The organism is Citrobacter sp. GW821-FHT07H02 (assembly GCF_059418505.1).
On record NZ_JBWKPZ010000006.1, the window covers coordinates 1 to 19,725 of the forward strand.

Annotated in this window: 19 protein-coding genes; 9 read left to right on the forward strand and 10 right to left on the reverse strand. The window is 52.8% G+C overall.

What is annotated here, in order from left to right:
- Positions 1–88 precede the first annotated feature (88 nt).
- Positions 89–412, forward strand: coding sequence for a tail fiber assembly protein (locus AC07NP_RS09020; protein WP_494660228.1), 324 nt, complete (start codon positions 89–91; stop codon positions 410–412).
- A 53-nt stretch (positions 413–465) separates the two neighbouring features.
- Here AC07NP_RS09020 and AC07NP_RS09025 read toward each other — a convergent pair whose 3' ends face one another.
- Positions 466–1,050 carry a serine acetyltransferase gene (locus tag AC07NP_RS09025; RefSeq protein ID WP_097757213.1) on the reverse strand — a complete coding sequence of 195 codons (585 nt, stop codon included), beginning with the start codon at positions 1,048–1,050 and terminating at the stop codon, positions 466–468.
- A 225-nt stretch (positions 1,051–1,275) separates the two neighbouring features.
- Here AC07NP_RS09025 and AC07NP_RS09030 point away from each other — a divergent pair, with 225 nt between their 5' ends.
- The 8 genes from AC07NP_RS09030 (at position 1,276) to AC07NP_RS09065 (ending at position 7,883) form a co-directional block, all read left to right on the forward strand.
- A complete protein-coding gene (locus AC07NP_RS09030) occupies positions 1,276–2,469 on the forward strand; it encodes a phage tail sheath protein (RefSeq protein WP_494660229.1) in 1,194 nt (397 codons plus the stop codon).
- Between the two features lie 12 nt (positions 2,470–2,481).
- Positions 2,482–3,000 (forward strand): phage major tail tube protein, encoded by a 519-nt coding sequence (locus AC07NP_RS09035; protein ID WP_041327772.1) that lies wholly within the window; start codon positions 2,482–2,484, stop codon positions 2,998–3,000.
- A 53-nt stretch (positions 3,001–3,053) separates the two neighbouring features.
- The gene (locus tag AC07NP_RS09040; RefSeq protein WP_032942881.1) at positions 3,054–3,368 is read left to right on the forward strand and encodes a phage tail assembly protein; all 315 of its coding nucleotides are present in this window, start codon (positions 3,054–3,056) and stop codon (positions 3,366–3,368) included.
- Positions 3,365–3,523, forward strand: coding sequence for a GpE family phage tail protein (locus AC07NP_RS09045; RefSeq protein ID WP_306308100.1), 159 nt, complete (start codon positions 3,365–3,367; stop codon positions 3,521–3,523). The genes AC07NP_RS09040 and AC07NP_RS09045 overlap by 4 nt, the downstream gene beginning before the upstream one ends.
- On the forward strand, positions 3,513–5,942 hold the full coding sequence (locus tag AC07NP_RS09050) for a phage tail tape measure protein (protein ID WP_494660230.1): 2,430 nt from the start codon (positions 3,513–3,515) through the stop codon (positions 5,940–5,942). The genes AC07NP_RS09045 and AC07NP_RS09050 overlap by 11 nt, the downstream gene beginning before the upstream one ends.
- A gap of 13 nt (positions 5,943–5,955) precedes the next feature.
- The gene (locus tag AC07NP_RS09055; protein ID WP_135911792.1) at positions 5,956–6,420 is read left to right on the forward strand and encodes a phage tail protein; all 465 of its coding nucleotides are present in this window, start codon (positions 5,956–5,958) and stop codon (positions 6,418–6,420) included.
- Complete coding sequence (locus AC07NP_RS09060) at positions 6,417–7,586, forward strand: phage late control D family protein (RefSeq protein WP_494660231.1); 1,170 nt, start codon at positions 6,417–6,419, stop codon at positions 7,584–7,586. Before AC07NP_RS09055 ends, AC07NP_RS09060 begins: the two co-directional genes overlap by 4 nt.
- A gap of 75 nt (positions 7,587–7,661) precedes the next feature.
- Positions 7,662–7,883 (forward strand): DNA-binding transcriptional regulator, encoded by a 222-nt coding sequence (locus tag AC07NP_RS09065; RefSeq protein ID WP_047090157.1) that lies wholly within the window; start codon positions 7,662–7,664, stop codon positions 7,881–7,883.
- A gap of 81 nt (positions 7,884–7,964) precedes the next feature.
- Here AC07NP_RS09065 and AC07NP_RS09070 read toward each other — a convergent pair whose 3' ends face one another.
- The 9 genes from AC07NP_RS09070 to AC07NP_RS09110 form a co-directional block, all read right to left on the reverse strand.
- Positions 7,965–9,278, reverse strand: coding sequence for a hypothetical protein (locus tag AC07NP_RS09070; protein WP_494660232.1), 1,314 nt, complete (start codon positions 9,276–9,278; stop codon positions 7,965–7,967).
- Positions 9,279–9,911: 633 nt separating this feature from the next.
- On the reverse strand, positions 9,912–11,273 hold the full coding sequence (gene trhP / locus AC07NP_RS09075; RefSeq protein WP_203360695.1) for a prephenate-dependent tRNA uridine(34) hydroxylase TrhP: 1,362 nt from the start codon (positions 11,271–11,273) through the stop codon (positions 9,912–9,914).
- Between the two features lie 113 nt (positions 11,274–11,386).
- Complete coding sequence (locus AC07NP_RS09080; protein WP_494660233.1) at positions 11,387–13,498, reverse strand: DUF4034 domain-containing protein; 2,112 nt, start codon at positions 13,496–13,498, stop codon at positions 11,387–11,389.
- Positions 13,499–13,509: 11 nt separating this feature from the next.
- The gene (locus AC07NP_RS09085; RefSeq protein WP_494660234.1) at positions 13,510–14,229 is read right to left on the reverse strand and encodes a DUF1266 domain-containing protein; all 720 of its coding nucleotides are present in this window, start codon (positions 14,227–14,229) and stop codon (positions 13,510–13,512) included.
- On the reverse strand, positions 14,226–15,425 hold the full coding sequence (locus AC07NP_RS09090) for a cytoplasmic protein (RefSeq protein WP_494660235.1): 1,200 nt from the start codon (positions 15,423–15,425) through the stop codon (positions 14,226–14,228). The genes AC07NP_RS09085 and AC07NP_RS09090 overlap by 4 nt, the downstream gene beginning before the upstream one ends.
- Positions 15,426–15,451: 26 nt before the next feature.
- Positions 15,452–16,162, reverse strand: coding sequence for a tetratricopeptide repeat protein (locus AC07NP_RS09095; RefSeq protein WP_494660236.1), 711 nt, complete (start codon positions 16,160–16,162; stop codon positions 15,452–15,454).
- Positions 16,163–16,190: 28 nt separating this feature from the next.
- Positions 16,191–16,913 (reverse strand): envelope stress response regulator BaeR, encoded by a 723-nt coding sequence (baeR, locus tag AC07NP_RS09100; RefSeq protein WP_203360700.1) that lies wholly within the window; start codon positions 16,911–16,913, stop codon positions 16,191–16,193.
- Positions 16,910–18,313 (reverse strand): envelope stress sensor histidine kinase BaeS, encoded by a 1,404-nt coding sequence (gene baeS, locus AC07NP_RS09105; protein WP_494660237.1) that lies wholly within the window; start codon positions 18,311–18,313, stop codon positions 16,910–16,912. Before baeS ends, baeR begins: the two co-directional genes overlap by 4 nt.
- A complete protein-coding gene (locus tag AC07NP_RS09110; protein ID WP_494660238.1) occupies positions 18,313–19,725 on the reverse strand; it encodes an MFS transporter in 1,413 nt (470 codons plus the stop codon). Before AC07NP_RS09110 ends, baeS begins: the two co-directional genes overlap by 1 nt.

The following is a 19,725-nucleotide window of genomic DNA, read 5'->3' on the forward strand; positions in this document are numbered from 1 at the left end:
ACTGGTTTTGTCATGAGTCACCTCTGATTGAGAGTTTACTCACTTAGTCGCGTGTCCACTATTCGCGGGTAAGATCACAGGTCACCAGGTGGAGATAACCGAACCGGGTAAATATCCGACAGGGACGACAACCGCTGCACCTGAAAATCAGTGGCAAAAATGGAATGGTAAAGCATGGGTTGATGATGCGGTTGCAAAGCAAAATGCACAGATTGAGGATGCGAAGAATTTAAAAAATACACTTTTAAAAAATGCAAACGAGAATATTGCGACTTTACAGGACGCTGTCGATTTTGACATGGCAACAGAGAGTGAAATCTCGCAATTAAAGGCATGGAAACAATACAGGGTACGACTAAACCGTGTTGATCCTTACGAGGCACCGGAAATCATCTGGCCGGATGAAATTTAACATTCGCATCAAGGGTAGTCATGATGATTAGGCTACCCTTTATGACACCGTTGTTATGATATGTTGTTATGGCTAATGAATCGGGTCGTTTTAGTCGTAACAAGCGTACAATCATCCGGGATGTCACAGTTAACGAATGACATCGCTCCAATTTTCACATTATTTCCAATTGTATGATTCAGTCCGACAATACATGTGTTTGCACCGATATCAACATTATCCCCAATGTGCAATTTGAATGATTTGCCATCGCTGTCTTTTTGACCGATTGTTGTGTTTTGGCGTATGACTAAGTTTTCACCTATGTCTACCAAATGATGAATTACAATTCCATGATGGTGTGGGATTTTTAATCCTTTTCCAATATTTGCACCAAGTGATATTTCGCAGCCAAATTTTTCCATCAGGTGAGCATTGATTTGCTTAGCCGCTTTTTTTTGTAATTTCCCACCGTTCAAATACATCTCATTTGCGAGACGCCACCAAAAAATAAAATTTCTGCCCCGGTGTTTTTTCTCTCTTAAAAGACGGTGCAATGAAAATTTCTCTCTTCTGATAACCTCCGCTTTCCAGTAATTCAGCAGGTTGTGTGTATTGCCAAAAAAAATAAAATTTAAAGCTAAAACGTACTTAAACATGACCAGCCCTGAACAGTAATTTTCTGTATTACATTATGTTTTTGCATCATCCCGATGCACCCTCGCAACATATGATTACATAAAATCATCCAGATTAACTGACAAATATCGTGACTGCCCGAATATTCACCGCTGTTGTGCCAGACCTTAGCCAACCCTGACAAATAGCCCCTCCTCACCACACAACAGAAAATACACTCACCCCTTAACCACGGAGTTAAACGGATGAGTGACTATCATCATGGCGTCGAGGTCATCGAGATTAACGATGGCGTGCGCACCATTTCCACCGTTTCGACGGCCATTATCGGCATGGTCTGTACAGCCAGCGATGCTGACGAAAAAACATTTCCCCTCAATGAGCCGGTGCTCATTACGAACGTGCAGAGCGCTATCGGTAAAGCCGGTAAACAGGGCACGCTGTCGACGTCCCTGCAGGCTATCGCTGACCAGTGCAAGCCGGTCATCGTGGCCGTGCGTGTGGCCGAAGGTATTGAAGACCCGGAGAACCCCGAGGCGGCGCACAAACAGACCATTTCCAATATCATCGGCACCACCGACGAAAACGGCAAATATACCGGCCTGAAAGCGCTGCTGACGGCGCAGACCGTCACCGGTGTGAAGCCGCGCATTCTCGGCGTGCCGGGTCTGGACCCGCAGGAAGTGGCGACGGCACTCGCGTCCACCTGCCAGAGCCTGCGCGCCTTTGGCTATGCCAGCGCGTGGGGCTGCAAAACCATTTCTGACGCCATTAACTACCGCGAGAATTTCAGCCAGCGTGAGATGATGGTTATCTTCCCTGATTTTCTGGCATGGGACACCACGGCGAATGAGACTGCGACAGCCTGGGCAACGGCGCGTGCGCTCGGTCTGCGCGCCAAAATTGACCAGACCGTCGGCTGGCATAAAACCCTGTCAAACGTCGGCGTGAATGGCGTCACCGGCGTCAGCGCCTCTGTGTCGTGGGATTTGCAGGAGCCCGCGACCGACGCCAACCTGCTTAACAAAGCCGGTGTTACGACGCTTATCCGCAATGACGGTTTCAAGTTTTGGGGAAACCGCACCTGCTCGGATGACCCGCTTTTCCTGTATGAGAACTACACCCGCACCGCGCAGGTACTGGCCGACACGATGGCGGAGGCGCACGCGTGGGCGATGGATAAACCCATTACCCCGACCCTCATTCGTGACATCGTTTCGGGCATCAATGCCAAATTCCGCGAGCTGAAAAATAACGGGTATATCGTTGACGGCTCCTGCTGGTATGACCCGGAGTCAAACGAGACTGCGACCCTGAAAGTCGGGAAACTGTATATCGATTATGACTACACCCCCGTCCCGCCGATGGAGAACCTGACCCTGCGCCAGCGCATCACCGATACCTATCTGGCGAATCTGTCGGACTCGGTCAACAGCTAAGGAGCTCAGAGCATGGCGTTACCCCGCAAACTTAAATATCTGAATATGTTCAACGATGGCCTCAGCTACATGGGCGTCGTTGAGTCCGTCACCCTGCCAAAACTGACCCGCAAGCTGGAGAAATATCGCGGAGGCGGGATGCCGGGCGCGGTATCAATTGACCTCGGCCTCGATGACGACGCGCTGTCGCTGGAATGGACGCTCGGCGGTCTGCCTGACGTTGAACTGTGGGCGCAGTATGCCTCGCCGGGGGCTGACAGTGTGCCGCTGCGCTTTACCGGCTCTTTCCAGCGTGATGACACCGGCGCGATTTCTGCCGTCGAGGTGGTGATGCGTGGCCGTCACAAAGAATATGACGGCGGTGAGAACAAGCAGGGCGAAAGCGGCACGACCAAAATGTCGACCGAGTGCGCCTATTACCAGCTCACGATTGATGGCCGCGAAGTCATCGAGATTGACGTCGTTAACATGGTGCTGAAAGTCGACGGCGTCGACCGTCTGGCAGAGCACCGCAGGGCGATTGGCCTGTAATCCCTTACCCGGTCAGTGAGGCTGGCCGGCCACTTTTCCTGATGAGAATACCCATGAAAAATATCAATGAAACTGCCGTTGCTGACACTGAAACCGTCAATCCGAATGTGGTGATTTTTGATACCCCGCTGATGCGCGGTGAGCAGAAAATTGAACAGGTCACGCTGACCAAACCGAATGCCGGAACCCTGCGCGGGGTGTCGCTGGCCTCGCTGGCGAATTCTGACGTTGATGCGCTGATTAAAGTGCTGCCACGTATGACGTATCCCGCCCTGACCGAGCACGAGGTCACGCGTCTCGATGCGTCTGATCTGATTTCGCTGGCCGGGAAGGTGGTCGGTTTTTTGTCGCCAGCTTCGGGTCGCTGACCTTTCCGAAAAACCTGTCGGTCGATGACCTGATGGCGGATATCGCGGTGATTTTCCACTGGCCGCCATCAGAGTTACATTCCCTGAGCGTGACCGAGCTCCTGACATGGCGCGACAAGGCGCTGCAACGAAGCGGAAACCATCATGAGCAATAACGTCAGAATCGAGGTGCTGCTGAATGCCGTCGACCGGGCAAGCCGCCCGCTCAAAGCCATTCAGAACGCCAGCAAATCCCTGTCCGGTGATATCCGCACCTCACAGAAAAGCCTGCGCGAGCTGAATGCGCAGGCATCCCGTATCGACGGATTCCGAAAAGCCAGCGCACAGCTTGCCGTGACCGGTCACGCGCTTGATAAAGCGAAACAGGAAGCCGAAGCGCTCGCCACGCAGTTTAAAAATACGGAGCGCCCGACGCGTGCGCAGGCACAGGTGCTTGAATCCGCAAAGCGCGCCGCCGAAGGGCTGCAGACGAAATACAACAGCCTCACGGAGTCAGTAAAGCGCCAGCAGCGCGAGCTCGGTGCGGCGGGAATTAATACCCGTAATCTGGCAAATGATGAGCGGGGGCTTAAATCCCGCATCAGTGAAACCACCGCGCAGCTCAACCGTCAGCGTGAGGCACTGGCGAAAGTCAGCGCACAGCAGGCGAAGTTAAGCCGGGTGAAAGAACGATATCAGGCCGGTAAATCACTGGCCGGTAACGCGGCGGCGGCGGGCGCTGCCGGTGTCGGCATTGCGACGGCGGGAACGATGACCGGGGTTAAACTGCTGATGCCGGGCTATGAATTTGCGCAGAAGAACTCAGAGCTGCAGGCGGTGCTCGGTGTCGACAAACAGTCACCCGAAATGCAGGCGCTGCGCAAACAGGCGCGCCAGCTCGGGGACAATACGGCGGCCTCTGCCGATGATGCGGCGGGGGCGCAGATTATTATCGCCAAAAGCGGCGGAGATGCGGCGGCGATTCAGGCGGCGACGCCGGTCACGCTGAATATGGCGCTGTCCAACAAGCGCACAATGGAAGAGAACGCCGCGCTGCTGACCGGGATGAAATCAGCGTTTCAGCTCTCAAATGACAAGGTCGCGCATATTGGTGATGTTCTCTCGATGACGATGAACAAAACCGCCGCCGATTTTGACGGGATGAGCGATGCGCTGACCTATGCCGCACCGGTGGCGAAAAATGCCGGGGTGAGTATCGAAGAAACCGCCGCGATGGTGGGGGCGCTGCACGACTCTAAAATCACCGGCTCGATGGCGGGAACGGGAAGCCGTGCTGTTATGAGTCGCCTGCAGGCACCGACCGGCAAAGCCTACGACGCCATCAAAGAGCTAGGGGTGAAAACCTCCGACAGCAAGGGCAACACGCGCCCGATATTTTCCATCCTGAAAGAAATGCAGCGCAGTTTTGAGAAAAATAATCTCGGAACCGGCCAGAAAGCCGAATACATGAAAACCATTTTCGGGGAGGAAGCCAGCTCAGCGGCCGCCGTGCTGATGACGGCGGCCTCAACCGGCAAGCTCGATAAGCTCACCGCCGCGTTTAAAGCCTCGGACGGCAAGACTGAGGAGCTGGTTAAGGTTATGCAGGATAACCTCGGCGGCGACTTCAAAGAATTTCAGTCAGCCTATGAGGCGGTCGGGACTGACCTGTTTGACCAGCAGGAGGGCTCACTGCGTAAGCTGACGCAGACGGCCACGCAGTATGTGCTCAGACTCGACGGCTGGATCCAGAAAAATAAGGGGCTGGCGACCACTATCGGCGTGGTGGTCGGGGGCGCGCTGGCACTAATCGGGGTGATGGGCGGGATTGGCCTTATCGCATGGCCGGTGGTAATGGGGATAAATGCCATCATTGCGGCGGCTGGTGTGCTTGGTGTGGTTTTCAGTACGGTCGGCGGCGCGATTGTCACGGCCATTGGCGCAATCAGCCTGCCGGTGCTGGCGGTGGTGGCTGGTGCGCTGCTCATCCGCAAATACTGGGAGCCGATTGGTGCATTCTTCTCGGGCATGGTGGAGGGGCTTAAAGCTGCCTTTGCCCCGGTGGGGGCGATGTTTACCCCGCTCGCGCCGGTGTTTGATGCCATTGCGGAAAAGCTGGGCGTTGTCTGCCAGTGGTTTAAAGACCTGCTTGCGCCGGTGAAAGCCACGCAGGACACGCTCGACAGTTGCAAAAATGTCGGCGTGGCGTTTGGTCAGGCGCTGGCTGATGCGCTGATGACGCCGCTCAACCTATTTAACAGCTTGGGTGGCAAGGTTGACTGGCTGCTGGAGAAACTCGGCGTTATCAAAAAAGAATCGACCGACCTCGACCAGACTGCAGCCAAAGCGGATAAGGCTTCACCGGGTGGCGGGTATATCCCTGCGACCGCAGGCTATGGCGGCTATCAGGCGTATCAGCCGGTCACTGCGCCTGCAGGTCGCTCTTATATCGACCAGAGCAAAAGCGAATACAACATCACCCTGCAGGGTGGCGCTGTGCCGGGTGGAGACCTTGACCGCCAGCTCCGCGACGCCGTCGACAAACTTGACCGTGAAAAGCGTGCGCGTCAGCGATCCGATATGAGACTCGACTGAGAGAGGGGGCAAAATGTTAATGGTGCTGGGCTTTTTTGTGTTTGAACGGCGCACTCTGCCGCATCAGTCGATGCAGTATTCGAAGGACTACCGCTGGGTGTCCAATGACCGTATCGGCAAACGACCGGCTTATCAGTTTCTCGGGGAGGGTGAGACCTCGCGCACCCTGTCGGGGACGCTGTACCCTGAAATCACCGGCGGGCGTCTGTCGCTGCTGGCGATTGAGCTGATGGCCGACGAGGGGCGTGCATGGCCGCTGATTGACGGAACCGGCATGATCCACGGGATGTACATTATCGATAAAGTGACCCACAACCACACCGAGCTTTTCAGCGACGGTGCGGCGAAAAAAATCGAATTCAGTCTGTCCCTGAAACGCGTCGACGAGTCGCTCGCGGCCATGTATGGCGACCTGAAAACGCAGGCGGATAATCTGGTCACGTCTGCCAGTGAATGGGCGGGAGGGCTGGCAGGATGATAACAGGGATGAATATTCAGGCCGGGGCGCGTGTGGCCCCTGCGTATATGCTCACGCTGGATGGGGAGGATATCACGCAGAATTTCAGCGACCGGCTCATCGGCCTGACCATGACCGACAATCGCGGATTTGAGGCTGACCAGCTCGATATCGCGCTCGATGATACCGACGGGCTGGTCGAGTTGCCGCCGCGCGGGGCATCGCTGACGTTGTGGCTGGGCTGGCAGGGTTCCGCACTGGTCAATAAGGGGAGTTTTACGGTCGATGAAATCGAGCACCGGGGCGCGCCTGATACGCTGACCATCCGGGGACGCAGCGCGGATTTTCGCGGGTCGCTGAACTCGCGGCGCGAGCAGTCATGGCACGACACCACGCTCGGGGTGATTGTGGAGACCATCGCGCAGCGTAATAAGCTGACGGCCAGTGTTGCTAACTCTCTGAAAGCCATCGCCATTCCCCATATCGACCAGACGCAGGAATCCGACGCGGCGTTTTTGTCCCGCCTTGCTGAGCGTAACGGTGCATCCGTGTCGGTGAAAGCCGGGAAATTATTATTCCTGAAAGCCGGTAGTGCGATGACGGCCAGTGGTAAGCCGATCCCTCAAATGACTGTTGAACGTGGCGACGGCGACCGCCATCAGTTCGCCATTGCAGACAGGGAGGCTTACACCGGCGTGACGGCGAAATGGCTACATACCAAAGACCCGAAACCACAAAAGCAAAAGGTGAAGCTCAAACGTAAACCCAAAGAGCAGCATCTGCGTGCGCTGCAGCACCCGAAAGCCACTAAAACATCGACAAAGGCCAAAGAGAAAAAGGCGCAGGAAGCACAGGAAGGTGAGTATATGGCCGGAGAGTCTGACAACGTTCTTGAGCTCACGACCATCTATGCAACAAAGGCGCAGGCCATGCGCGCGGCTCAGGCAAAGTGGGACAGGATACAGCGAGGCGTGGCGGAATTTTCCATTACGCTTGCCACTGGCCGGGCTGATTTATTTCCCGAAACGCCGGTGGCCGTGAAAGGCTTTAAGCGCGTGATAGACGAGCAGGCATGGATAATCAGCCGTGTGGTGCACAACCTTAACGGGAGTGGCTTCACGACGGGCTTAGAGCTTGAGGTTAAGGTTTCTGATGTAGAGTATGAGAGCGAAGAAATAGCGCAGTAATTTACTATATGTGTTTGTTTTATAAGATTAAAATGAGTAAAATCACTGTATTGAAAACGCTCAGAGGTGCTCATCATGTTTCATTGCCCGAAATGCCATTACGCCGCCCATGCCCGCACGAGTCGCTATTTTTCTGACACCACAAAAGAGCGGTATCATCAGTGCACAAACATCAACTGCAGTTGTACTTTTGTCACGACAGAAACCGTTGAGCGTTTCATCGTTTCGCCGGGAGAAGTCGTACCGGCTCCACCGCACCCGACGATGACCGGTCAGCATCAAATGCCCTGGCTGTGAGCCAAAAGAAAAGCCCCGCAATTGCGGGGCTTTGTGTATGGCAAAGCTAATTACACTACTGATAGTAAAAACTGTAAGGAGTTATTCGTAATCGTCTAAAGTCCCTGATATATGACCTTCTTCAATTTGTCCAAGGCCAAATTTACCAACCACAACGTTACTCTTCATTTGTATTAAAACTGACATGCTACGACCAGAAACTCCTTCTTCTTTGTAATGATAGCCACTCGCACTTGCTGATAGATCTGCATAAAAACCATTATCAAACTCAAACTGCTCAATACTAATATCGTCAACTTCATCAAAAGTCGTATCTGATTCTGCCATTGCACCTGAAAGTCCATCAGATTGGAATATGTCATATCGATTGTTTTCAAAGTGTTCTCTGCATCTTTCCGCAAGTTCATCGCCAGGGATTAACTTGAAAGGTAAACCATCAAAGATTAGTTCAAAATGATTAAATATCATATCTGCAGTTAAGTCTTCATTGTCAGAGTTTTCAGCTAAAACTATTTTTTCTAGGCGCTTGGCTAACTCATCATCGTAATAAACAAATTCTACTTTGTCTAAATTCTCATTGTTAAAATCTTTATCTGCTAGCAACTCATTAAAGCTCTCATAACCGAAAAGTGCAGCAACAATATCGCCTAATGAACGTAATGATATTTTAATATCATCTTCATTTAAACTTTCTTCTATTTTCAGCATTAGAAAGTACGCCGAAGGAAATCGGTGTGATGCTAAGGTTGCCCTGGCTTTTGCAGTGCTACTCTCAAATCGAACTCTCTCTAAATCAGCTTGCTTAATTTTTCTCTCTAAATCTAATGCTGACTGTTTTTCTCTGTTTTCTGCATCTTGTGTTATTGCTTCTTGTTCTTTAGCTTTTAGATTTGCTTCCAAAGTTTTGGCTGCTAAACGAGAACTTCTTTGTCTTAAATGCTCTTGTACTTCATTTCTTTTGTCAATATCTAACTGGACTAGTTGCTCAAGGAACTGTTTATTTGGGTCTGCTCTAAGCCTTTCTTTATTGAGTTCCTTTTGCTGATTGATCTTAGCTAATTCAATATTTACAGCCTGCCCATGTAATCTCTCACTAGCCCATCGTTGGATGAAGTTAATTGCTATAGATACCCAAGGAAATGCTAAAAGATAAAATAGGGTGATTAGGAATGGGATTGTAAATAAATAGTTTATTTTAAAAAGAGGAGTTTCGTGTAGATAATTATAGAAAATATTGATGCGTTCGGTAACTTTTCCCTCTCCCCAAAAGAGTATAGATAACTGATACCAGTTACAAGCAATCCAAGTACAAAAAAAGGTTCCAATAAATGGGTCATTTATTCTTGTTTTAGCATTTCCGGCTATTGATGAGAAGATATCGTCTAGAAATTTCATCTTATTTCCATAGTACAGTAATTGAACATTCATGTTACTGAAAAATCAAAACTACTCTCTGTCGTTACTGACGTTATTAGAACCAGTATCGTAGAGTTCCTACTCTGATGATAGCCTGCTTCAGGGGCATTATCACCTTCTTTACTAATACAGAGTGAAAGGATACCACATGTAAGTAAAATGTAATGTTTTTGGTCGTTGGTGAGTATTGATGTGGTGAGTTTCTGTAGAAAAATGGGATAGGAGAGATAATCTGAACTATGGATCTTGACTTTTCTAATCACGTGCAAAGTGAGTTTACTTGGCTGAGTAAATAATCAACAAATTGGTGGGGTTAAGCAATGTCTAAATCGATGTATCAATAAAAAACTAAAGCCCCGCATGGCGAGGCTTTTAGTATCGATGTGGTCAACGTGTGGACATTTGAAGAAATAAATCCATTTATTTCAGTAGATTACAGGCAAAAAAATACGCCTGCGTAAGGGAGATTACGCAGGCTAAGGAGGTGGTTCCTGGTACAGCTAGCATTTATGGGTTATGTTTTTCAGCGGATGGATAATACCCTCAATAAACGAAGCGGTATGTGATCGGTTTCTAAAAATCATTCCATCATGAAAAAATAACATGAATTAATTACTTAGCATGCGGGTTACGCGTGGATTCACCGGCAAAATTACGCATTAACAATGCATAGTTAAGGTCGATATCCTGTGGGATTGGCATCCAGACTGTGTAACCGTCACCCGGTGCAACAGGCATTGCTTCGCCTTTGGCATTTTCCATCTGCTCCAGGGTAAAGTTCACATTGCCTTGCGGCGTCATCAGTTCGAGGCTGTCGCCGACGGTGAATTTATTCTTCACGATTACCGCAGCCAGTTCACCTTTACGCTCGCCGGTAAACTCACCGACAAATTGCTGACGCTCTGAGACGGAGAATCCATACTCGTAATTCTGGTAATCGTCATGGGTGTGGCGACGCAGGAAACCTTCGGTGTAACCGCGGTGCGCCAGCCCTTCCAGTGTTTCCAGCAGTTGCGGGTCAAACGGTCGACCCGCTGCGGCATCATCAATCGCTTTGCGGTACACCTGCGCGGTGCGTGCGCAGTAGTAGTAAGACTTGGTACGACCTTCGATTTTCAGAGAATGTACGCCCATCTGCGTCAGACGTTCAACGTGGGCGATGGCACGCAGATCCTTCGAGTTCATGATGTAGGTGCCGTGCTCGTCTTCAAACGCAGTCATGTACTCGCCCGGACGCTGGGCTTCTTCGATCATGAACACTTTGTCAGTGGGCGCGCCAATACCCAGCGTTGGTTCAACGTTCTGGACAGGGATCGGTTCATATTTGTGGACGATATTACCGACCGCATCCTCTTTCCCTTCCTGCACGTTGTATTCCCAACGACAGGCGTTGGTGCAGGTTCCCTGATTTGGGTCGCGCTTGTTTATGTAACCGGAAAGCAGGCAGCGGCCGGAGTAGGCCATGCACAGCGCGCCATGAACGAAGATTTCAATCTCCATTTCGGGCACCTGGTTGCGGATCTCTTCAATCTCTTCCAGCGACAGCTCGCGGGAGAGGATCACGCGCGTCAGCCCCATTTGCTGCCAGAATTTTACCGTCGCCCAGTTGACGGCGTTCGCCTGTACCGAGAGGTGAATAGCCATTTCCGGGAAGTGCTCACGAACCAGCATGATGAGCCCAGGATCGGACATGATCAGGGCATCCGGACCCATTTCCACCACCGGCTTCAGGTCGCGGATAAAGGTTTTCAGTTTCGCGTTATGGGGGGCGATGTTAACAACCACGTAGAATTTTTTGCCAAGCGCATGGGCTTCATTGATGCCGAGCTGCAAATTTTCGTGGTTGAATTCATTGTTGCGCACGCGCAGTGAATAACGCGGTTGGCCCGCATAAACAGCATCTGCGCCATAAGCGAAAGCGTAACGCATATTTTTCAGCGTTCCCGCCGGGGAAAGGAGTTCCGGTTTAAACATAGTTTTCTCGTTCTGATGACAGGTCAGATCCGTCCCAACGGGTGGGACGGTTAGGGGAGTGCCCCCACTTTAAGGGCGGGCATTGTAGCGCTAGCGGGCCTGTGAGTAAACGGCTACACCATCGGGTTGACCTGGCCGGGTAATTCCGAGGCCGGGATACGCACGGTATGCCAGGTATAACGCATGCGTTTCCAGCGCGTATCGAAATGCAGCTTGTAAAGACAATCTCTGACCAGCTCATTGTCGGGGTACAGCGTGTCGGCAAAGTGGGTCCAGCGAGCACTTTTCTTTATATTAAATAACTGCTTATCTTGCTTGTTACCGTACAATCGCGCGAGTGTCACCATCGCCTGAAGCGTGCCTTTGTTCGCTTCCTCCTCGAGCAGCGCTAAATGAGCATGTGCCAGCGTCAGATCGGAAACTTCAAAAATGTTGAGCAGGAATAAATCCTTAGCCTGTTCGTGACCCAACTGATGCGCCTGCCAGAGACTATCGAGGAGATTTTTTTCGTAGCCTGCCCATTTTGCAGGATCGCTTTCTTCTATGCACAGTCGCTGATTGCAGATAGCGAGACTGAAATAAATATCGCGTAAATCCGCTTCGTACCCGCTATAGCCGCCATTGGCGATAAGAGGCCAGGGCGTGTTGTCGCGCTGGGCGATGTGGTCACGCAGAATCTGTGCGGCATGCTGATAATAGTTCAGCGCGGTGGCGGTTTGATAAGGCACAAGGGTGCCATTGTCCCGATTGTTATATTCATCCGCCAGCCAGTGTAGTGCGCCGGGAATATTACGCTCTGCGCCAACCTCGGCCAACGGTACGCAATACTCAGAACGGTTGAGCCAGCCGAAAGAGCGAATGGTCCATTTCCAGGTCGCGCTGTGTTGTATAGCTGAAACGCGGTCCAGCCAGGCATTGCCCCGTTCGGTATTTTTCTCAAAGCCAAACAGTCCCGCGAGCTGGAAATAACCGCGATAAATTACCGCTGCCCAACCTTCAGCGCGCTCTGAATTTTGACAAATAAAATTATAGATCCAGTGGCTGTCGGGGAAATCACGTAGCGCAAACTTGATGGCCTGATAAGTGAAGTAATTGTCTAACTTCTTTTTCTCCATCACTGCATGTTGAATGCAGCCCCAGAGAGCCTCTTCATCGTCTACATCGTCATAGCAGTTAAGCAGCCACCCCAGCGCATTGTGGCGATCTTCCTGATTCCGGGCATGGCAGGCAATGGCTTGCGCTTTCGCGATGGTTTTGATTCTGATCTCAGGTTCGTCAATCTCTTTGACGCTCAGGTCGCGATACTCATCCCACCAAATCAGTAGCTCCAGGTGTTCGCGTTCGCTATCAGAGAGATGAGCACAGGCCCCGGATGCCAGAAACGCATTAATCTCTTGATGGGTGCCGTTCCAGCGCGGCATGCGAAACGGAAGATACTCGCCCAGTGCAGAGTATGCCGTTGGGAAAATCCTCAGACATACTGTGAGCCAGTAATTGGGGCTGAAGTCATCCTCAGTGGTCAGCAACACAGACGGCAGCGGCAGGGAAGGGCAAACGGCGTTTTCCAGCGACAAACCGGAATGAGCCATCAGTGCATTGATTTCCTGCGGCGAACGCTGGTGGTAATCGGCAAGTTTCGGCACGCCTGCGGTGCCGGCGGTGTCATTGCCTTCAAGAAAATCTGCCATCCAGTCGGGAAATCCAAATACCTGCGCGTTGGTGTTGGCGAGTGAAGCGGCCATCCACTGGCGCGGATCGCAGTCGATAGCGTTGATGGCGGCGATCATCATCTGTTCATTACAGGCGCTGGCGCAAATCCACATGGCGTGCGACGTGTCGCGCGCCCAGCCGTAGCTACGGTACAACCATGCGCGATGGTTCCAGTACTGCACTTCGGCAAGCCAGGCGTGTGTGGAGCGCGGACGCGCGTTTTGCCAGGCTTTAATAAGCGCCAGGCCCTCTGGTCCGGCTTCAACGAGCTGCTCCAGATCATAGAGGGGGTTACACATCTGCGTCCAGGCGAGGAAATAGCGTTTTTCCGCTTCCCGACTGGTGAAACTTTCCGTCAGCGCATGGTTAAACAACTCGTCCAGCTCGTCATAGCGAGCCTGACGCAGAAAACTGGCGATATCGGCGATGAACCACTCCCGTTGCCCGCTGTTTTCCGCCATTTTGTGGTTGCACATTGTCGCGGTAGCATTGAGTACGCGATCGTTCAATTCCATATGTTCGTCTCTCAATTGAGTTCAAAAATTTTAAAGTCATTCCACGGCAATTCTCGCCAGTGGCTGAGTGGATCTTCCAGATACTGCATGACTTCCTGGAGATCGCGCCCGGTGATTGTCGTCGGTGTGTGGTGGAGTTCCAGCCATGTCTGGCGGGCGCGAACGTAAGCAGTAGCGTAATCTTCCCAACTGTGAAAGCAGTCCTGAGCACGCTGGGCGTTGAGGAGTAAAACCAGCCATGCCTGATCGTCGCGACACCAGCCTAATCCGGCGATGCAACGCGTTAAAAAGGCGGTACGCGCGCAGTCGAAAGCCAGCGCGTCACGCACCTGTCCCCGGGCGGCTAACTGCTCATAAAACCCCTGCGGCGTCTTACCGACGCCGGCAGGCCAGCGCTGCAAAATATCCGCAACCTGCTGGCGTAGCGTCTCCTCGTGAAGATCTTCCGCCAGCCCCAGCTCTTTTTTCACCTGTTGCGCCAGCTGTTGACGTTTATGCTCATCAATGGGCAACGCCAGCGTGACGTTTTCCGTTTTCAACCCGTTGCGCAAAATGAGAATATCCGCCAGCGCCAGTGCCCATTTGCGCCGACGGGTGTCGCGGCGTCGTTCTGCCAGCCGCTCTTGTTCTTGTTCCTGCGCAGTGGGTGTTTTTCTTCGCGCCGCTTTTTTGCATTTCCAGATAATCAATACGATGGCGACCAGCAGTGAAAGGAGCAGATGCAATGTCATTTCCTCTCATCAGCGGTTAAATAGCGGGTGGTTTGCAGCGTGACGCTTTCAATTTCAAACGGTTCGCAGGTGGTGTTTTTTCCGGCAACGGTGGGATGCCACAGTTGCTGTGGGTATAACATTTCGGCTGCCGTGGCGACCGTGGGGTCGATCGTCTGTAGCTGGTGTAGTTCACCCGGCGAGCTATGTAGTAGCAGCCACTGTAGCGCAACGGGCGGATCTGTGACGTGTCGCAGCAGATGAAAATTGTTGTGCAGCACGCTAAGCAGAAAACTTTCATCAAAGATATCGGTAATGAATTTCCAGCCCTCGTGCTCCGGTGTTTTTTCGTAAACAATTCCCATACCTTCACAGTCGGCATGGCGCGTCGGTTGTGGCGCGATGTGGCGCAGTAAATGCAAAACATCGGTGGCGTATTTTTTCACCGGATAACGGTTTTGTTTGCCTTTGATCTGCTCGATTTCCAGCCCGTTAGACTTTACCTGCATGCTAATGGTGACGTGAGGAATGTTATTTTCGTCGCGCAGGCTGAACAGGCGCATTGCCCCCTGTTCAATTTGTCTGGCGTAGTAGTCACCGTAGCCGCCTGCCAGGGCGTTGTTATCCTGAAATTGCCCCACGCAGTGCTGCATGTGCCAGGACTCATAGGCCATTTCGCAGCGCAGCGCCGGATGCGTGGCGTCAAATTCAACCAGCGTCCCGCAGGTCACGCTGAGCACCCTTTTTAGTACCTCCTGGGTGGCGGGTTGCCAGCCTTGTTGACGGCGGCGCTGCATTTTTTTATGTTCCGCTTCACGCATCGCCAGGGCGGTAAAACAGTTGATACGCTGCAGTTTACCCGCCAGCCGGGTGTCATTTTGACGGGAGAGAAACTCCACCAGATTGCGCTCCGTGGCGTGCAATTCCGGATGCTGCGGATCGAGATAGTAGAACGTTGTGCCGCCGGTGAGTTTTGGCGGCAACCATCCGGGCATTTCAGTTTGCGCGCCGAACCAGGTGGCATAATCAAGCGCGTTTCGAATGGGGGAAACGAGAGGAAAACTACCGATAGCCCAGCGATAAAAGTGGTTGGTCAACCAGCGGCGAATGTCTTCGCCGTCGCCGCGCTGTTCACTGCGCGACGTAATGGTTGCCATGACATCGGTGGAATTGATGACATTGCGGGGCTGGTATGTCTTAATGCTATCTTCACTCATGGCTTTCCCTGCCGGGTTGGTAAACGTCAGTCAACGCGTAGATAACGCCCGTCGGCGCTGACGTTAGCACCAAAGCCGCATTGGGAGGGATCATCTGTTTTCACATCGATAGCGTCGGGCGAGACGGTTAACGAGATATCACAATGGATGTAATCGCCTTCTCTGAGTGCGATAACACCGGCATTGTCTTTTAGCGTGACCTTCTCAGAAAACTCGCCCATGTTGGGACCGTAATATATCGCCATCATGCCTAAATAATAGCCCTGAAAATCTACCTGGTAGTCGGATTTATTTTCCAGCGGTTTTATGATAAGCGTTTCCCACGTGCCCATCCCTGCGTAATTCCAGTATTCGCCCGCAGCAGTTGAGGGGGCGGGCAACGCCGCGAGTTTATCTTTGATCAGTCCCAGATTGTAGACAGACTTGCGATCGTCTGGTTTGATCATCAGCCAGGCGCGGGCTTTACGCCACTCGCCCTCGCGCATCCAGGTGAGGGCAACATTGTTGTACGCCGTGGCGATGGCCTTGCTGTCAAGTCGACAGCTTTCGCTCCAGGTCACCTGTTTTTCAAACGCTTCACGCGCGCCGGCGTAGTTTTTCGCTTTGTAGAGTTGCTCCCCCTGACGGGCGTAGTCAGGGATTTTTGCGCAGTCGGCGACAAATTGTTGCTCAGAGATTTCTGCGTGAACGGTGCCTGAGATCAGCAGAAGCAGTAGCGCGCTATTTCGTAAATCCATGACAATCCCTTGGTCCTTTTGAATGACGTTAAACAATCCGACAGGCATCGGCTTCCCAGCGATACCCAACACCATAGACGGCACGAATAAATGACTGCTCGGCGTCCAGGGATTCCAGCTTACGGCGCAAATTTTTAATGTGGCTGTCGATGGTGCGATCGGTCACCACACGATAATCATCGTAGAGGTGATTGAGCAGTTGCTCGCGAGAAAAGACCTTACCTGGCTCGTGCGAAAGGGTTTTCAATAAGCGGAATTCGGCAGGCGTTAAATCGAGCATCTTACCGCACCAGGAGGCCTGAAAGCGGCCTTCATCGACAATCAGCGGGCTGTCGGCGTCCAGTTGTTGCAGTTCTTTGTGGGGGCGACAACGGCGAAGAATGGTTTTGACACGGGCGACCACTTCTCGCGGGCTGTACGGTTTGCAGATGTAATCATCGGCGCCTATTTCCAGCCCCAGCAATCTGTCTATCTCTTCAATTTTGGCCGTCACCATGACGATCGGGATTTCAGAAAAACGGCGGATTTCCCGACACAGGGTTAAACCGTCGGTGCCGGGTAGCATGAGATCCAGCAGGATCAGATCGGGCGGTGTTTGACGCACGTAAGGCAGCACCTGATCACCGTGACCGATCAGGGTCGGCGCATAACTCGCGGCGCGCAGATAGTCGATAAGCAGTTGTCCCAGTTTGGGTTCATCTTCCACAATCAAAATACGTGGTGTGTTTTCATCAATGGGTAACTCTGTCATACATCTCTCTGTAAATCGCGTTCCAGCGGTAACTCTACTGTAATGCTAACCCCGCCAAAAGGCGAATGGGCTGCGCGGATGTGGCCATTATGCGCCTGCACAATGTTGACGCAAATCGCCAGCCCCAGCCCGGAGCCGCCACTGGCGCGGTTGCGGGAGCCTTCCGTTCGGTAAAAACGTTCAAACAGTTTCTGTAGCTGTTCGTCGCTGACGCCGGGCGCGGAATCAGCGAAGGTCAACAGCAACGATTTGTCGCGTTGTTCTGCGGAAATATGCAGACCGCCACCGCTATCGGTGTAACGCAGACTGTTTTCCAGCAGATTATTGAACAACTGCATCAGACGATCCCGGTCGCCAAATACGCAGACGCTGTCGGGCAAAGACAGCTGTAGCGTCAGCCCCCGACTGGTGAAACGCTCGCGAAACGCACCACCGGCAACTTCCAGAAGCGGAATAAGATCGACCGAGGTTTTTTGGTACGCCAGCGCCCCCTCATCAGACATCGACAACTGATGCAGGTCGTTTACCAGCTTGGTCAGTGTGCCGACTTCGGCCTGTAGTGAGGCCACGGATTCCGGCGTGAATTGCCGCACGCCATCCTGAATCGCCTCCAGTTCACCGCGCAGAACGGCCAACGGCGTGCGCAGTTCGTGCGAGATGTCAGCCATAAAATCGCGGCGCATTTGCTGATTTTTTTCCAGCGTACTGGCGAGCTGGTTAAAGTCCTGTGCCAGTTTGCCCAGCTCATCTGTGCTGGTGGAGGCGACGCGGGTGGTGAAATCACCGGCTGCCAGCTTGTGCGTACCTTCCACCAGGCGTTTTACGGGCGCCAGCAGTCCACGCGCCAGTGAAAACGTCGCCAGCGCGGCCAGCAGCGTGGATAACGCCACAATCAGCCAACTGGTTCGCCGCTGCTGTTTATCAAAATTAATGTCGGTATTGCGCGTTAAGCGCTCGACAGGGGAGGCGATGACTGCGCCGACTTCCATGCCATTCACGAGGATAGCCCGCCGCGTGCCGTCGTGCGGAACGGGGGCTCTGGGGCCCACCAGGACGCGGGCATTTTGGTCGACGACCCAAAACTGGGTGCGCCAGCCGTGCGGAGGCATCCCCGGGCCGGGTTTGTCATCGTCATTATCATGTTCTAAAGAACGCAGGATCTGGAATACAAAACGATCGTTGTTGCGTAAAAAACGCCAGTTGCCATGTAGCTGGTACTGCTCGCCCAACGCGTCGCTCAGCAGTTGCAAACGCTGCTCGTTGCCCTGTTTGATGTAGTCAATGAATCCGCGCTCGAAGCTAATGCGTACGGCCCAGTGCATGGTGATGAGCAAAACAATGCAGGTGGCAAAAATAGCCAGGAACAGTTTGCCGGTGATACCGGGTCGCCAGAATTTCATTACAGGCTCCTTTTTCGCCGCGAAATGACCGTGTTTTTGTGTGTGTCGTTAGGGACCCGGGAAAAAATGATCGCCGGGAGTGCAATGATGAACGCCATACAAAGCCAGCTGTACATAAAGACGGTTTGCGTTGCGCCTGCCCCAGCGGTGAGGTGTTGTTGACCAAACATCCCCAGCAATAATCCGGCAACGGTCACGCCAATACTCATCGACAACTGCATGATCATCGACAGCAAACTGTTGCCGCTGCTGGCTAGGTCGTCCGGAAGGTCCTTCAGCGTCAGGGTGTTCATCGAGGAGAAACGGGTTGAGTTCACCATCCCCAGCAGGAACAGTACAAAAGGCAGGAGGTAATACCAGCCCAGCAGCGCCGTGACCATAAGCAGCAGACTGACCAGCGCCAGGCCGAGGGTGGTGGCGACCAGTACCCGGCGATAGCCAAACCGGTTGACCACCTGCACCACTACCCGTTTCATCCCCATACTGCCCAGCACCATTGGGATCATCATCAATCCGGCATGGAAGGGCGAGAAGCCCAGGCCAATCTGCAAAAATACCGGGGTCATGAAGGGGAGCATGCCACTGCCGATGCGTCCGGTGAAACTGCCAAGCAGACCGAGCGAAAAGGTGTGAGTACGGAACAAGTCCAGGCTAAACAGGGCGCGCGCATTGTTCTTCGCATGCCGGAGATACAGCAGGATTGCAACGCAGCCGCTGGCGATGAGTACCGCCAGCGCAGCGTGAGAGATCCCTGACCCTTTGCCGCCATCAAGCGCCAGCGTGAGGACCGCCATGCCGACCGCCAGCAGAAGAAATCCGGACAGATCAAAACGCCGCGTTTGCATCGTGTAGTTTGGCATCAGCAGCAATGTGGCGATAGCCCCGACGATCCCAACGGGAATGTTGATCAGGAAAATCCAGTGCCAGGAGGCGTACTCCACCAGAATTCCCCCTAATGCCGGGCCGAGCAGCGGACCAACCTGACCGGGCAACGTCACGAATGTCATTGCCGCCATATACTGTTCGCGTGGGACGATTTTCATCACTGTTAGCCTGCCGACGGGCACCATCATTGCACCGCCAATACCTTGTAGCACGCGCGCCATCACCAGTTCATTGAGCGTGTTGGAACCTGCGCAGAACAGCGATCCCAGCGTAAACAGGATGATGGCGGAAAAGAAAATGTTACGCACGCCGATTTTGTCCGCCAGCCACCCGCTGGCGGGGAGCATCACGGCCACGGTCAGCACATACGACACGATAACCATGTGCATATGCAGCGGGCTTTCCCCAAGGCTTTTCGCCATCGAGGGCAGCGCGGTGTTCACAATCGTGGTATCCAGCGACTGCATAAAGAAGCCGAATGCCACAATCCAAAGTTGCCAGCGGGTGCTGTCGGGAAGTTCTGTCAT

Excerpts from the sequence above, each read along its gene's own strand:
- AC07NP_RS09025 (WP_097757213.1), bottom strand. The coding sequence starts at position 1,050 with ATGTTTAAGTACGTTTTAGCTTTAAATTTTATTTTTTTTGGCAATACA.
- AC07NP_RS09030 (WP_494660229.1), top strand. The coding sequence starts at position 1,276 with ATGAGTGACTATCATCATGGCGTCGAGGTCATCGAGATTAACGATGGC.
- AC07NP_RS09035 (WP_041327772.1), top strand. The coding sequence starts at position 2,482 with ATGGCGTTACCCCGCAAACTTAAATATCTGAATATGTTCAACGATGGC.
- AC07NP_RS09040 (WP_032942881.1), top strand. The coding sequence starts at position 3,054 with ATGAAAAATATCAATGAAACTGCCGTTGCTGACACTGAAACCGTCAAT.
- AC07NP_RS09050 (WP_494660230.1), top strand. The coding sequence starts at position 3,513 with ATGAGCAATAACGTCAGAATCGAGGTGCTGCTGAATGCCGTCGACCGG.
- AC07NP_RS09055 (WP_135911792.1), top strand. The coding sequence starts at position 5,956 with ATGTTAATGGTGCTGGGCTTTTTTGTGTTTGAACGGCGCACTCTGCCG.
- AC07NP_RS09060 (WP_494660231.1), top strand. The coding sequence starts at position 6,417 with ATGATAACAGGGATGAATATTCAGGCCGGGGCGCGTGTGGCCCCTGCG.
- AC07NP_RS09065 (WP_047090157.1), top strand. The coding sequence starts at position 7,662 with ATGTTTCATTGCCCGAAATGCCATTACGCCGCCCATGCCCGCACGAGT.
- AC07NP_RS09070 (WP_494660232.1), bottom strand. The coding sequence starts at position 9,278 with ATGAAATTTCTAGACGATATCTTCTCATCAATAGCCGGAAATGCTAAA.
- trhP (WP_203360695.1), bottom strand. The coding sequence starts at position 11,273 with ATGTTTAAACCGGAACTCCTTTCCCCGGCGGGAACGCTGAAAAATATG.
- AC07NP_RS09080 (WP_494660233.1), bottom strand. The coding sequence starts at position 13,498 with ATGGAATTGAACGATCGCGTACTCAATGCTACCGCGACAATGTGCAAC.
- AC07NP_RS09085 (WP_494660234.1), bottom strand. The coding sequence starts at position 14,229 with ATGACATTGCATCTGCTCCTTTCACTGCTGGTCGCCATCGTATTGATT.
- AC07NP_RS09090 (WP_494660235.1), bottom strand. The coding sequence starts at position 15,425 with ATGAGTGAAGATAGCATTAAGACATACCAGCCCCGCAATGTCATCAAT.
- AC07NP_RS09095 (WP_494660236.1), bottom strand. The coding sequence starts at position 16,162 with ATGGATTTACGAAATAGCGCGCTACTGCTTCTGCTGATCTCAGGCACC.
- baeR (WP_203360700.1), bottom strand. The coding sequence starts at position 16,913 with ATGACAGAGTTACCCATTGATGAAAACACACCACGTATTTTGATTGTG.
- baeS (WP_494660237.1), bottom strand. The coding sequence starts at position 18,313 with ATGAAATTCTGGCGACCCGGTATCACCGGCAAACTGTTCCTGGCTATT.
- AC07NP_RS09110 (WP_494660238.1), bottom strand. The coding sequence starts at position 19,725 with ATGACAGAACTTCCCGACAGCACCCGCTGGCAACTTTGGATTGTGGCA.